At 55.5% G+C, this 13,422-nt stretch carries 11 protein-coding genes and 1 tRNA gene; 8 read left to right on the top strand and 4 right to left on the bottom strand.

Annotation, left to right across the window (positions count from 1 at the left end; translation table 11 throughout):
* Window positions 1-511 precede the first annotated feature (511 nt).
* The 4 genes from K5H97_RS10335 to K5H97_RS10320 all read right to left on the bottom strand — a co-directional run bounded on the left by K5H97_RS10335 (window position 512) and on the right by K5H97_RS10320 (window position 7,309).
* On the bottom strand, window positions 512-1,177 hold the full coding sequence (locus K5H97_RS10335) for a hypothetical protein (protein ID WP_028692370.1): 666 nt from the start codon (window positions 1,175-1,177) through the stop codon (window positions 512-514).
* A 150-nt stretch (window positions 1,178-1,327) separates the two neighbouring features.
* On the bottom strand, window positions 1,328-4,735 hold the full coding sequence (locus K5H97_RS10330) for a hypothetical protein (protein ID WP_155952723.1): 3,408 nt from the start codon (window positions 4,733-4,735) through the stop codon (window positions 1,328-1,330).
* The gene (locus K5H97_RS10325) at window positions 4,735-6,150 is read right to left on the bottom strand and encodes a tyrosine-type recombinase/integrase (protein WP_028692372.1); all 1,416 of its coding nucleotides are present in this window, start codon (window positions 6,148-6,150) and stop codon (window positions 4,735-4,737) included. Before K5H97_RS10325 ends, K5H97_RS10330 begins: the two co-directional genes overlap by 1 nt.
* A 1,071-nt stretch (window positions 6,151-7,221) precedes the next feature.
* Window positions 7,222-7,309 (bottom strand) — tRNA-Ser (locus K5H97_RS10320).
* 269 nt (window positions 7,310-7,578) lie between these two features.
* Here K5H97_RS10320 and K5H97_RS10315 point away from each other — a divergent pair.
* The 8 genes from K5H97_RS10315 to K5H97_RS10280 all read left to right on the top strand — a co-directional run bounded on the left by K5H97_RS10315 (window position 7,579) and on the right by K5H97_RS10280 (window position 13,384).
* Entirely contained in the window at window positions 7,579-8,250 is a 672-nt protein-coding gene (locus K5H97_RS10315; protein ID WP_028692373.1) for a Bax inhibitor-1/YccA family protein, read from the top strand.
* Between the two features lie 213 nt (window positions 8,251-8,463).
* Window positions 8,464-9,843, top strand: a complete 1,380-nt coding sequence (locus K5H97_RS10310) for a nucleobase:cation symporter-2 family protein (protein WP_028692374.1) — start codon at window positions 8,464-8,466, stop codon at window positions 9,841-9,843.
* Window positions 9,844-9,929: 86 nt separating this feature from the next.
* Window positions 9,930-10,322, top strand: coding sequence for a sulfurtransferase complex subunit TusD (tusD, locus tag K5H97_RS10305; RefSeq protein WP_028692375.1), 393 nt, complete (start codon window positions 9,930-9,932; stop codon window positions 10,320-10,322).
* Between the two features lies 1 nt (window position 10,323).
* Window positions 10,324-10,683 carry a sulfurtransferase complex subunit TusC gene (tusC, locus tag K5H97_RS10300; RefSeq protein WP_028692376.1) on the top strand — a complete coding sequence of 120 codons (360 nt, stop codon included), beginning with the start codon at window positions 10,324-10,326 and terminating at the stop codon, window positions 10,681-10,683.
* Window positions 10,683-10,979 (top strand): sulfurtransferase complex subunit TusB, encoded by a 297-nt coding sequence (gene tusB / locus K5H97_RS10295; RefSeq protein WP_028692377.1) that lies wholly within the window; start codon window positions 10,683-10,685, stop codon window positions 10,977-10,979. Before tusC ends, tusB begins: the two co-directional genes overlap by 1 nt.
* Entirely contained in the window at window positions 10,976-11,311 is a 336-nt protein-coding gene (locus K5H97_RS10290; protein ID WP_028692378.1) for a TusE/DsrC/DsvC family sulfur relay protein, read from the top strand. Before tusB ends, K5H97_RS10290 begins: the two co-directional genes overlap by 4 nt.
* A gap of 29 nt (window positions 11,312-11,340) precedes the next feature.
* A complete protein-coding gene (locus K5H97_RS10285) occupies window positions 11,341-12,324 on the top strand; it encodes a glycosyl transferase family protein (protein WP_162175274.1) in 984 nt (327 codons plus the stop codon).
* A gap of 97 nt (window positions 12,325-12,421) precedes the next feature.
* The gene (locus K5H97_RS10280; protein WP_028692380.1) at window positions 12,422-13,384 is read left to right on the top strand and encodes a glutathione S-transferase family protein; all 963 of its coding nucleotides are present in this window, start codon (window positions 12,422-12,424) and stop codon (window positions 13,382-13,384) included.
* Window positions 13,385-13,422 lie beyond the last annotated feature (38 nt).

The following is a 13,422-nucleotide window of genomic DNA, read 5'->3' as shown; positions in this document are numbered from 1 at the left end:
CATCTCACAATGCGTTTCCTATGCTCAGACACATTAGAGAAACCGAACAGGAGACGTTTCCATGGCTATCGCGAAAAAAGATCAGGTCTACTGGGCTGAATGCCTGGATCCCAAAAAGCCCGTCTGTGGCAACAAATGGAAGAGCCGCGCAGGCTTCGGCACACCTAACTACTGCCCTAAGTGCCGTTCCACTCGAATCGCTGTGCGTCCTCTGTAGGGAAGCATTATGAGCACAAAGTCGAAGGGTATCTGTCCTTTCTGCGCTGAGATGGTCACCCCTTCCGTCACGGAGGAGAACCTGGTCAGACGTGACAAATGTGCCTGTACGGCTTGCGGTGAAGGCGTCTACGTCTGCCGCAGCCCAGGGTGCAACAATTACGCTAAGGGTGGGGAATACTACGACGATGAGCTGTGCCCGCAGTGCACCAGCGGCATTGCGGACGCTGGCAAGATGACGGTTGCAATGGCGGTGTTTGGCGCCATCGTTGGAAAGTTTATTAAACCCTAATTTTTATACATCGAACTTCCGCCGCAGCACTTCAAGACGTATAAGATCATCGTAAGTTGCGACCATATTCATAACCCCATGATACCCAGCCTCACTATACTCAAAATTTTCCTCACCCGGCTTAATAATTACAAATACATCCATAGCTTCGCTCTGCATACCATCGATAAATGCCATCAAAAATCTTATGTCGTCGCTAAGTTTGACAATCTCTTCCTTAAACTGCTCCGAATCACCAGACACCATTAATCCACCAGAGTCTAGATTTATTATAGTATGCTTCAGCTGAGCGATCTGCCCTTCAAGCCCTGCATTCCGTATCTTCAACGCCTCATAATCAGAAGAGCTAATCGATGTCGGTAGAGCTGAAACCTCCTCCGACTCAAGAGTCTTCTCCAGTATTTTTCGATAGTCAGAGTTCCTAAGCAGCGTAACGTGACTTACTGGCCTTAACTCACTATCTCTATCATGCTCCGGCAAGCTAAGATTTTGGCTAAGCTCATATTCCGTAACAATCTCAGCCACCCCCCTAGCAAGGCTGGTAATGTTCTTGTAATTAGCTCTAGATAGTACCTTTAGAGCACTATTAATATGGGCAATACGTGCTGCCCTATGCGAATTCCTGTGTTCCTGAAAAGTGTCTTTACGCTGCATAAAATCGAGCCCCATGCGATAGCTCTGTGACAATTACAGCCCCATCAACATTTGTTGCGGGCAACCAAAATAATGCTGATATAGCGAGCCCCGTTACAGAAATATATAGTAGTGGGGCGAGCGTGTTACCAGGTCAGTCCAGTCTTGCGTTCAAAGCCACAGCCATCAGTCTTCAACTTCAGCAACACCCAGAGTTGAAGCGATCAAACGAACAGGCTTAGCTTCCACTGACGGCTTAGCAACTGTATGGCCGATCTTAATCACATCCCGCACATCAAGCACCCCGGCAGTCATCATACTGGAGATTTGAGAGGTTAGTTGATGGCACGGCGGCCTTGGATCAACGCGGAGAAGCTCATCAAACTTACCCTGCTGCACCAGCATAGCCATACGCATATAGGCAAATTTTTTGTTCAGGCTCTCACTTGTCGCATCTGGGAAGTTTTGGACATCAACTAAACGCTTCAGAATGTGTTCAGCCCCCGAAACATTAACCCTCTCAAGGTGCGCAACGACCCCCTCCTTCTCAGGAATAAAATAACTTTTGTATTCACCGCGTTTGGCCATGAGATAAAGCTGCTGTTCAATCGCCTCGAGAGCATACGCCTCTCTAGCATGATGATCATATTCCATGTTCAGGTTTTCAAGAACCTGAGGATTGCGTGCGGAAGCTTTCAGCGCCCGGTACTCGCGTAATTTATCCAGGATTTCCTTCATAATCTCCTTAGATTTATCTTTCTCTGCGCAGATAGCTGGCAGATGGTCTACCCCACGGATGGCGTATGGACAAAGCGCGCAAGGTCGACCTACTCCGAGTTGTTTTACCACTTCTTCAGGGCAATGGTTATCGAACGGGCAGATATGGCACAAGTTATAGGCTAGCTTGGTGTACCGCTTGGCACGCAATACCTCTAAGCCGCTCTGACCTTCCCTGACCCCCGTCAAGCTAATCAGGCCATGCATATCAATAGCTTTCACAGGGTCTTTATGAATGCTTGCTCCCAGCCTTGCATTCAGCCGCAATGCAGCCTCTGCTAGCTCTGGAGCCTCGCCGCCGCTCAGCTTATCCATATTCTTCAACATGTAATCAGCCAGCAGCTTTTGATGATCTGGCATGTTCTCGCCGTCAAACAAGGTGTAGTACCAAACCAGCTCTTCAGTCTGGCCTGTCATGAACTGCCCGATCAACGATGGCGGCAGAAAACGCATAGCTTCGGACACAAACCCAGCCCTCAATCCGTGCGGGGTATGAGGACTGGTGAAGCTATCGGCAGAAAGTGTGCTCAGATAGGCATGATCATAGCCCTTAACCGGGTCACGCTTACCGTCTTCCCCCTTCAGAAACACGATGTCATCACCAGTATCGTCTTGCATGACCTCTCTGATGAAATGTTGGAGCATCAGTAGGTAAACAGGATAATGTCGATAATTAGCCCACTGGCTATCACCAACTCCCATTTCTCTGAAGAGCGGCTTGAACTGACCAAATTTTGAGCCTTTGGTGAGTCCATACCAGAGATCCTCGTTGTAAGACTCAGAGCTGCAGGAGTCATACCAGGCCCTTTGTCGATCCAAAACATCGATCACATGGCGCGAAACAATCGCCGTCCACTCCCCATGCGATTTATCCGAGCTAACAAAAAGAGGCGCCAGCGGACTTTTCCAGTACCTATCCAACACGCAGTCATACTTTTCTTTATTAAGCCAGATCAGGTGTTGTTGGCGAAGCCCTGTTTCACACATTAGGATGGTCAAGCGAACTGAGTTTGGCGAAATGCGTTGAACCACATTACCCATAAACTCAAAATCAACAATTTTATAAAATCTAGGAAGCACCTCAAACCGATGAATTTTCCCCTCATGGTAGAAAATTGGCGTGTAGTTAAGCAGTGATTGGTTCACCTCCCCAAACCCCCGCACTTCCTTTGAAAAAAGCCCAGCCCAGGCGTGGCTGTTCAACAAGTCTGTCAGACTGGGCTGGCAAAGCTGACCATTCAGGACACCGTAGTTTACATCTTCTTCAAGCTGACCTTCATAGAATGGCATTTTATTGATGTGATCCATCAGGTACTCTAGACTGTATAACATACTCAAGAATGTTGCAAAATAAGGCCTTGGGATCGGCCTTTTTTTCGTACCCGACTTCTTTTCAATAGCTGGATAGCAAGCATTAGTAAAATTGCATTTGAACTTATCCGCATCCGGCAGCACAAGCTTATTACTTTCAATGTACCGACAAAAATGATCAACCACCAACACTCGCGCATAATGCGTTTCGTTAACCCAACCGTGCGCACTGGCGAACTCTTCCATGTACCCCAAAAAAGTCCTCGGTGGCTCCCTTTCAAACTTGATCACACCATCCAAAAAAACCGACTCATGAGTAAAGTACAAGCTACAGTTAAACTCATTGAGAGTTCCCGGGTAGTTCTCAAGCGAGCCATCCCGTCGCATGTAAAAGTTCGGCAAATAAGCCGTGAGATAGCTCATAAATAGGTTTCTCAAGAACCCATAACCACTTGAGCGCTGCAGGCGCTTTGACTTCATAAATGAGCCAAACACCTGATTTATATAAATGGCAAAATTCTTCACTTTAGGATGCGACTCCTCGATGAAAGGCAGTCGATCATTTTCCTCACCCAAGCTGAATAGCCCCTTGATACGGTGCGTAGGAAAATGTGTCTTGAACATCACTTCGAAATTGAATTCAAGCTCACCATTGGCCAGAGAGCGAGCCATTCCAAGCGCCGCCTCATGAGCCTGTTGCGCAGGGCTTTTAATGTGCTTTTTCTTCGTCCCGATTCTGCGCCCTTTGTACACCCTCTCAGACCGACTCTCTCGCTTAACGACCTGATACCCGCTAATGATATCTTCTACCATTTTTTTACTAGATGGACGGGGGTGGGTGATAGTCAACAAAAAATCATTTACATAATATCTTCGAAGCGGCAACGTACCCGAACCATTAGCGCCATCAAAGAGCACCTTACAACCTTCCTCAGTAATGTCATCAACGGTATAGAAGTCGGTACTCAGCAAAAGTCTCAACCAAAAGCTTACTCGACTGCTTCCGTCGTTAAACTCACCACGTTTGAAAATGCTCTCGATTTCCGAATCAGGATGAACACCACGAATGATAGTAAGGCACTCGACATCAAGATTACGGCATAGGTCGTCGAAAATTTCTACCTGATGATTAATCGTCTGCATAGACAATGGAGCAATGAAAACCTTGCGCGCCCACAAGGTGACGAAGACCATACGAATGAATTGAGACAATGACGAATCATAACTCTCCGGCAACGCATGATATGAGCGATCAATATCCCCAATCCGGGTAGTTGACCCACGATATGTCGACTCAAGCAACCGTTCAACATGAGCCAACTCCCAATGACTAAAATCAAGACCATGACTATTGAATAGACTATCAATTTTCTCTGTTGAACCACCCCTACTTCCCAAAGATCTCCGATATATCTGTCGAACAAAAGAGACTGCCTTCTTGAACGCTGCGATCACTTCGCCTTCAGGCACCAACCAGACTGCCTTATTCTTACTGAGGTTGATCATCACTGGGCGCCCCCTTCAAGATGCTTTTTGATTTGCTCAACCTCATTTTCAAAGTGCTGAAGCTGTACTTTTACAACACTGAAATTTGAAGCCGACATACGAATCATGTTCATAGCAGCAAAAGTCGCCTCAAGCATCTTTGCATCCTTCCGGGCGTAACGCTCTGTGGACTTGATCGACTTATGGCCCATCAAAAGCTGTACCATTTTCAAGTCAAGTCCAAACCGATTTGGATCTCTCGGGTTTGGGCAGTGATTTACCAAGTAGTAAGCATACATATGACGAAGTGAGTGAAACCCGTAGCTAGTACCCGTCAAATTGAATGCTGCTTTATTAAAACGCTCCCACACTGCCTGGTAGGATGACGGCATTGCTCCGCCGTCGCGCATATTGCGGAACAAAAAGGGATGGACGACAGGTCTATGCCTCGCCTTTTCCTTTGCAATCTCTTCTTCATGATAAAGGCCAAGATTTGCCCAAAAAATGGATGCAAACGGTTCAATCAGGAAAGTATCTGGTTTGTCTCGCCCTTTGTGCTCAAGCTTGTTCAGCTTTGCCTCAGGGATGTACTTGATCAGAATTTCTCGCCGAGTGTCGGGATCGACAATGTGAACCCGATTGTTCTGTGGGCTTTCTGGGTTCACCACAATATCATCCATGATGATGGTCAGCGCTTCAGAAATTCGACACCCTGCTGCAGCTAGGAAAGACCAAAGCACTTTATCCCGCAAGCACTCTGCGCTTTCGATCAACTCGACACATTTGTCGATAGGGAACGCAGTCTGGTCACCTCCGAATTCGTCAGTGCGCGCCATCAATTGTGGCTTTGATGTTGCCGCAAGCCTTTGTCTTTTTATCTTTTTAGCACCTCCGGCCAAACAGCCTGCAAACCAGCTATTCGCCTTAATAGCGGCGCTAATATTTCTAGGCGCATCGGCATACTTCGCTACAGTAAGCGGCAACATAGAAAGTGCCACACCTGTAATGTATCCACTCTCCTGCATTTGCAACAATCCATCTCGCATCGCCTCGCTTGATGCAATGAAGTTATTACAGCCGGCCAAACTCACAGCAACCGAAGACCCGCTCAAATTACGAGACCCGAGAACCCTTGCTGCATCCCGTGCAATTTCAGAATCGCTATCACCCCCAAACACCAAGTAGCTTTCGTAGCAATCCAGTGCCTCATTAAGCAACAACGGCGTCAGGCCACCATTATTTAAACCAACTTGATGGATGTAATTAAGTTTTTCCGCAACCGCATAGCAGTACGCCTTAACGGTCAACCATTTTTTCGCTTTTGCCAGCTGATATGCCCAGCTATCAAAAAACTCACACAACATTGAGTCCGGCGAGAGAATCCTAAACGTAGGAGTTCCATTGCGCACGGTCTCATATAGCTCAACGTGTTTCATAAACTGATTATCACCTATGGAGATAATTCGGCACCGTATCGCTCCGAATTTCGGCGCATCCTTCCACAGGAATTTTCACAAATCAACAAGATGCAATTATTTAATTGCAACTTAGGGTATGCCAAAAGTATATCGTTTTTAATACGCGTTCTTTACCGCTTTTTAATCACGAGAAAGGACGGATACTGGAGGGATACGCATTTTCCAGAAACCGCATAAAAACGTTGTCTACGGGACTGAGAGCAGATAGCCGTGCAGGCAACAGGATTCTGCTGCCTAAACATATAATGATAATTATTAATCTTTAGCTGTGAGGTGATGGAGATTGACCGGTTATTGGGACAACGCATCCCCCTAGCATCGCTTGCCAACAAAGGAAGCCTGACGCAATTCATTTGATTGGGACTGATGGATTAACCACGCCAGCCACCAGTACGAGTACCAGTCACGCAGGTAAGGTGGCCTTTGGGGTGGATTAGACGGCTGGGAGGGTTTTGCGAACGGACACAAGCCTTTCAATAGACCACTGCAGGCCAGCTGGGCGAGTGTGAGCCACTTGCAGCGGATTCGAGGGAAGGCTGGACTTCTCCAGGATTTCGCCTGGGATCTTTCAGCCAAAACTGGATCAACCCTTTGGCCTCTCCTCCTAGGAGCGACATAACCCACAGCGAGGTAAAGCTGAAAGCATCCTGCCGGACTGCGACAGCTCCGACCGCCTCAGGCTGGTGCAATCTCAAGGTTGAGGGGTAGACCTTAACTCACGCCCCTCCCTCACCAAGGCAATGCATAGGGCCGAATCACGCTTGCTTTTTGTTGGGGACGTCGACCAGCGCTGAGCGTTTTAGTCACTCAACATAACCGACCAATACCCTGGCTCCATGGCATCCGAGAGGTCAAAGGACATGCGCAAGATGCAATAGAACGCAACAACGTGCAACTGGATGATTGCACCTTTAAGCGGAGGGTGATCAGGCACGGATTTGATAGAAAAATGGGCGTTTTTCAAAAGCAAAACGCACAAAAAAAGGGTCTAGATTTTCATCTAAACCCTTGATTTTACTGAATTCGCGGCGGGGAACCAGGGATTCGAACCCTGGAAACGCGATTAACGTTCGCCGGTTTTCAAGACCGGTGCATTCAACCACTCTGCCAATTCCCCGTTTGTTCCGATGACGCGATACAACAAGCTGCAACTGGAAGGAACCTTAGATAAGAACCCTAGGATAGTTGCCCATCGACGGTTTTCAAGACCGTTGCCTTAAACCACTCGGCCACGCTTCCAGCTTGTTTTGCGGCGGCAATCATACCGTAATGTAACAAGCTGTCAAACTCTCTGTGTCGCGCCCTGCGACAGCTCTGATATGCTCTGCCTCATACGTTCCACTACCGTCGGTCCCGGACCGCGGTCTCACCCCAAAGGAGTGCGCCATGCGCGAACAGGATTACGCCGTCCAACACGGCCAGCAGGTCGAGCAGCAGGAGGTCAGCAAGGTCCTGCGCAACACGTACAGCCTGCTGGCCCTTACCCTCGCCTTCAGCGGCATCATGGCCTTCGTCGCCCAGCAGATGCGTGTCGGCTACCCGAACATCTTCGTGGTGCTGATCGGCTTCTACGGCCTGTTCTTCCTCACCAACAAGCTGCGTGATTCGGCCTGGGGCCTGGTGTCCACCTTTGCCCTCACCGGCTTCATGGGCTTCATCCTCGGCCCGATCCTCAACCGCTACCTGGGCATGGCCGGTGGCGCCGAAGTGGTCAGCTCGGCCTTCGCCATGACTGCCCTGGTGTTCGGCGGCCTGTCGGCCTACGTGCTGATCACCCGCAAGGACATGAGCTTCCTCAGCGGCTTCATCACCGCCGGCTTCTTCGTCCTGCTGGGTGCCGTGGTGGCCAGCTTCTTCTTCCAGATCAGCGGCCTGCAACTGGCGATCAGCGCTGGCTTCGTACTGTTCTCGTCGGTCTGCATCCTGTTCCAGACCAGCGCCATCATCCATGGCGGCGAGCGCAACTACATCATGGCCACCATCAGCCTGTACGTGTCGATCTACAACCTGTTCGTCAGCCTGCTGCAGCTGTTCGGCATCATGGGCCGCGACGACTGATCGAATCGGTTGACAGCGCCTCACAAAAAGCCCGCTTCGGCGGGCTTTTTCGTGCCTGCTGAACAGCGGTAGCAAAGCCAGCGAAGATTGACTTAAAAGTCAGCTTATTGCCCCATTCCCCTTCGATTGTGCGGCCATCGTGCTTGCCTCTACCCCTATGGGCTTTCTGCCCGTAGAATGCGCTCCTTTTTTCTTCCGGGGCGGCATTTTCCCATGAGTTCACACGAACACGGCCCAGGCGCGGCGGCGCCTGCCAATGAACTGGTCCTTGGCCTCGAGGACAAGCCTCGCCTACTGATCGGCCTGCTGGCGGCATTGCAGCACCTGCTGGCGATCATCGTGCCGATCGTCACGCCGGGCCTGCTGATCTGCCAGGCGCTGGGCGTGTCGGCGCGTGACACCAACCTGATCGTGTCGATGTCGCTGGTGATCTCGGGTATTGCCACCTTCGTCCAGTGCAAGCGCTTCGGGCCGTTCGGCGCCGGGCTGCTGATCGTCCAGGGCACCAGCTTCAACTTCGTCGGCCCGCTGATTGCCGGCGGTGCGCTGATGGTCAAGCAGGGCACGCCGGTAGAAAGCGTGATGGCGGCGATCTTCGGCGTGGTCATCGCCGGCTCGTTCGTGGAAATGGGCGTGTCGCGCATCCTGCCCTTCGTCAAGCGCCTGATCACCCCGCTGGTGACCGGCATCGTCGTGCTGATGATCGGCCTGACCCTGATCAAGGTCGGCCTGATCAGCATGGGCGGCGGCTTCGGCGCCATGGCCAATGGCACCTTCGCCGATGGCGAGAACCTGCTGCTGTCGGGCGTGGTACTGGCGATCATCGTCATCCTCAACCGTATTCCGGTGGTGTGGATGCGCAGCTGCGCCATCGTCATCGCCCTGGCCGTGGGCTATGCCCTGGCCGGCTACCTGGGCCGCCTGGACTTCACCGGCATGCACCAGGCCGCGCTGTTCCAGGTGCCGACGCCGCTGCACTTCGGCCTGGGCTTCTCCTGGTCGCTGTTCATCCCGATGCTGGTGATCTACCTGGTCACCTCGCTGGAAGCCATCGGTGACGTGACCGCCACCAGCAAGGTCTCGCGCCAGCCGGTGGAAGGCCCGGTGTGGATGCAACGGATCAAGGGCGGAGTGCTGGTCAACGGCGCCAACTCGCTGCTGGCCGGGCTGTTCAACACCTTCCCCAGCTCGATCTTCGCCCAGAACAACGGCGTGATTCAGCTGACCGGCATCGCCAGCCGCCATATCGGTATCTGGATCGCCGCCATGCTGATCCTGCTGGGCCTGTTCCCCAGCGTCGCCGGGGTAATCCAGGCAGTGCCGGAGCCGGTGCTCGGTGGCGCGGCCATGGTGATGTTCGGCGCCGTGGCGGCCTCGGGCATCAACATTCTTGCCAGCACCCGCCTCGACCGCCGCGCCCTGCTGATCATCGCCGTGTCGCTGTCGCTGGGCCTGGGCGTGGCCCAGGTGCCGGAGTTCCTCTCGCACATGCCGGCGGCGCTGCGCAACGTGCTGGAGTCGGGCGTCGCCACCGGCGGCATCTGCGCCCTGCTGCTCAACTGGTTCCTGCCCGAGGGCAAGGAACAGGCCTGAGCCGCGCCAGCCAGAGCAAAAAGCCCGCGCCCACCAGCGCGGGCTTTTTGCTTTATCATGGCCGCATTCATTTGCACGAGCCTTCCATGAAATTCGCCATCGCGGTCTTTTCCCCGGCCCATGCGCCCTCCTCGCGCCGCGCCTTGCGCTTTGCCGAGGCGGTGCTGGCCGGCGGGCATGAAATAGCCCGATTGTTCTTCTACCAGGATGGGGTGCACAGCGCCTCGGCCAATATCGTCACGCCCCAGGACGAGCTGGACGTGGCTGCGCAGTGGCGCGCCTTCGTCAGCGACCACCGCCTGGACGCCGTGGTGTGCATCGCCGCGGCCCTGCGCCGGGGCGTGCTCGATGACACCGAGGCCAATCGCTACCAGCGCCCGGCGGTGAACCTGCCGATGCCGTGGGAGCTGTCCGGCCTGGGCCAACTGCACGAAGCCGCGCAACTGGCCGACCGTCTGGTCTGCTTCGGAGGTGATTGAGATGGCCAAGTCCTTGTTGATCATTAGCCGCCAGGCGCCGTGGAGCGGCCCGTCCGCCCGCGAGGCGCTGGACATCGCCCTGGCCGGTGGCGCCTTCGACCTGCCGCTGGGCATGCTGTTCATCGACGACGGCGTGTTCCAGCTCGCCGCCGCGCAGCAACCCGACGCCCTGCAGCAGAAGAACCTGACCGCCAACCTCCAGGCCCTGCCGATGTTCGGGGTCGAGGAGCTGTTCGCCTGCGGCCACAGCCTGGCCCGCCGGGGGCTGGACGGTGACGCCCTGGCGCTGCCGGTCGAGGTGCTCGACGATAGTGCGCTGACCGCGCTGATTGCCCGTTTCGACCAGGTGGTGACGCTCTGATGACGACCCTGCATGTAATCGCCCACTCGCCCTTCGGCGACGAGCGCCTGGCCAGCTGCCTGCGCCTGCTGGGCCCGCAAGACGGGCTGCTGCTGTGCGGCGACGCCACCTACGCGCTCAAGGCCGGCAGCGAGCCGTTCGCCATCCTGCAGGCCGCCAACCTCGGCGGGCGGCTGTTCGCTCTTGCCGAAGACCTGCAGGCCCGTGGCCTCGACAGCCAGCTGGCCGAGGCCGTGGACTATGCCGCCTTCGTCGAACTCACCCTGCACCACGACAAGGTCAACAGCTGGTTATGAGTACCCTGACTGTCGGCGATCGCCACATCGCCCTGGACAAGGACGGCTTCCTGGTCGAGCTGCAGGACTGGTCCCACGAAGTCGCCGAGGCCCTCGCCACGCGCGAAAGCATCGCCCTGACCGCGGACCACTGGGAAATCCTCGAGCTGCTGCGCCAGTTCTACCAGGAGTACCAGCTGTCGCCAGCCACCCGCCCGCTGATCAAGTACACCGCGCTCAAGCTCGGTGCGGAAAAAGGCAACAGCCCGCACCTGAACCGCCTGTTCAATGGCACCCCCGCCAAACTCGCCGCCAAGCTGGCGGGCCTGCCCAAGCCGACCAACTGCATATGACCGAGCCACAGCTGAACGACACACGCCCGCTGACCCTGGAAACCCCGGCCGAACACCCGTTCGCCGAGTTCGTGCGCATCCTCGGCAAGGGCAAACGCGGCGCCCGCGGCCTGACCCGCGAGGAAGCCCGCACCGCCATGACCCTGCTGCTCGAAGGCAAGGTCGAGGACACCCAGCTGGGCGCCTTCCTGATGCTGCTGCGGCACAAGGAAGAAAGCGCCGAGGAGTTGGCCGGCTTCACCGAGGCCCTGCGCGCCCACCTGCAGGCGCCGCGCATCGCCGTTGACCTGGACTGGCCGAGCTACGCCGGCAAGAAGCGCCACCTGCCCTGGTACCTGCTGGCGGCCAAATGCCTGGCAGGCAATGGCGTGCGCATCCTGATGCACGGTGGTGGCGCCCATACGGCCGGGCGACTGTACACCGAGCAATTGCTCGACCTGCTGGAGATCCCGCTCAGCCGTGACTGGACGGCCGTGGAGCAGACCCTGGACCGCCACCGACTGGCCTTCTTTCCCTTGCAGGACTGGGCGCCGCAGCTGCAACGCATGATCGACTTGCGCAACACCCTGGGCCTGCGCTCGCCCATCCACTCGCTGGCCAGGGTGCTCAACCCGCTTGCCGCCCGCTGCGGCCTGCAGAGCATCTTCCACCCCGGTTACCAGGCGGTGCACCGCGAAGCCAGCCGCCTGCTCGGCGATCATGCCGTGGTCATCAAGGGCGACGGTGGCGAGATCGAGGTCAACCCGGATGTCATCAGCCACCTGTACGGCACCTCGGCCGGCGAGGCCTGGGACGAAGAGTGGCCGGCGCTCAGCGCCCAGCGCCATGTGAAACCGGCCAGCCTGCAGCCCGAGCACCTGCTAGCGGTGTGGCGCGGCGAGGCGCAGGACAGCTACGGCGAACTGGCCGTGGTCGCAACCATGGCCCTGGCCCTGCGCGGGCTCGGCCAAAAGCGCGAGCAAGCGTTCAGCAATGCCCGCGCCTACTGGGCCGCCCGCATAGACATCGAATAAGTCGATAGGAATAGGGCAGTCTTTGCGCTATTTCTTCGAACGCTTTGCCCTAGACTGAGCTCCAACGACAAACGATTGTGTTTCGAGGAGCTCCGAGATGGGCCTTTTGATCGATGGCCACTGGCATGACCAGTGGTACCAGAGCAGCAAGGACGGCGCCTTCCAGCGCGAGAACGCCCAGCGGCGCAACCCGCTGCCCGCCGCCGAGGCCGGCCGCTATCACCTGTACGTGTCGCTGGCCTGCCCGTGGGCGCACCGCACCCTGATCTTCCGTGCCCTCAAGGGCCTGGAGCCGTTGATCGATGTCTCGGTGGTCAGTTGGCTGATGGGCGAGCATGGCTGGACCTTCGACCAGCCGCAAGGCTCCAGCGGCGATCAACTGGATGCGCTGCAGTACCTGCACCAGCGCTACACCCAGGACGATCCGCACTACACCGGGCGCGTGACCGTGCCGGTGCTGTGGGACAAGCAGGAGAAGCGCATCGTCAACAACGAGTCGGCCGAGATCATCCGTATCTTCAACAGCGCCTTCGACGGGTTGACCGGCAATACCCTGGACCTCTACCCCGAGCCGCTGCGGGCGACCATCGATGCGCTCAACGAGCGTATCTACCCGGCCGTGAACAACGGCGTGTACCGCGCCGGCTTCGCCACCTCGCAAGACGCCTACGAGGCCGCCTTCGACGAAGTATTCAACGAACTGGATCATCTGGAAGGGCTGCTGGGCCACCAGCGCTACCTGGCCGGCGAGTACCTGACCGAGGCCGATGTGCGCCTGTTCACCACGCTGGTGCGTTTCGATGCGGTGTACCACGGGCACTTCAAGTGCAACCTGCGTCGCCTGAGCGACTACCCGAACCTGTCCAACTGGCTGCGCGAGCTGTACCAGTGGCCGGGGGTGGCGGGCACGGTGAACATGGAACATATCCAGAAGCACTATTACATGAGCCACAAGACCATCAACCCGAACGGGATCGTGCCCAAGGGGCCGTTGCAGGACTTTGGCTTGCCGCATGACCGGGAGCGGTTGTCGGGCAGAGGGATCTGGCAGAGAAGATGAAGACCCCACGTGGGAGCGGGCTTGCCCCGCGATGGCGC

The organism is Pseudomonas mosselii (assembly GCF_019823065.1).
GTDB lineage: Bacteria > Pseudomonadota > Gammaproteobacteria > Pseudomonadales > Pseudomonadaceae > Aquipseudomonas > Aquipseudomonas mosselii.
This window is presented reverse-complemented; position numbering and strand designations above follow the sequence as displayed.

Bases quoted from the DNA above. Each gene is read 5' to 3' on its own strand.
- K5H97_RS10330 (WP_155952723.1), bottom strand. From the start codon at position 4,735: ATGATCAACCTCAGTAAGAATAAGGCAGTCTGGTTGGTGCCTGAAGGC.
- K5H97_RS10325 (WP_028692372.1), bottom strand. From the start codon at position 6,150: ATGAAACACGTTGAGCTATATGAGACCGTGCGCAATGGAACTCCTACG.
- K5H97_RS10280 (WP_028692380.1), top strand. From the start codon at position 12,422: ATGGGCCTTTTGATCGATGGCCACTGGCATGACCAGTGGTACCAGAGC.
- K5H97_RS10310 (WP_028692374.1), top strand. From the start codon at position 8,464: ATGAGTTCACACGAACACGGCCCAGGCGCGGCGGCGCCTGCCAATGAA.
- tusC (WP_028692376.1), top strand. From the start codon at position 10,324: ATGGCCAAGTCCTTGTTGATCATTAGCCGCCAGGCGCCGTGGAGCGGC.
- K5H97_RS10335 (WP_028692370.1), bottom strand. From the start codon at position 1,177: ATGGGGCTCGATTTTATGCAGCGTAAAGACACTTTTCAGGAACACAGG.
- K5H97_RS10315 (WP_028692373.1), top strand. From the start codon at position 7,579: ATGCGCGAACAGGATTACGCCGTCCAACACGGCCAGCAGGTCGAGCAG.
- tusB (WP_028692377.1), top strand. From the start codon at position 10,683: ATGACGACCCTGCATGTAATCGCCCACTCGCCCTTCGGCGACGAGCGC.
- K5H97_RS10290 (WP_028692378.1), top strand. From the start codon at position 10,976: ATGAGTACCCTGACTGTCGGCGATCGCCACATCGCCCTGGACAAGGAC.
- tusD (WP_028692375.1), top strand. From the start codon at position 9,930: ATGAAATTCGCCATCGCGGTCTTTTCCCCGGCCCATGCGCCCTCCTCG.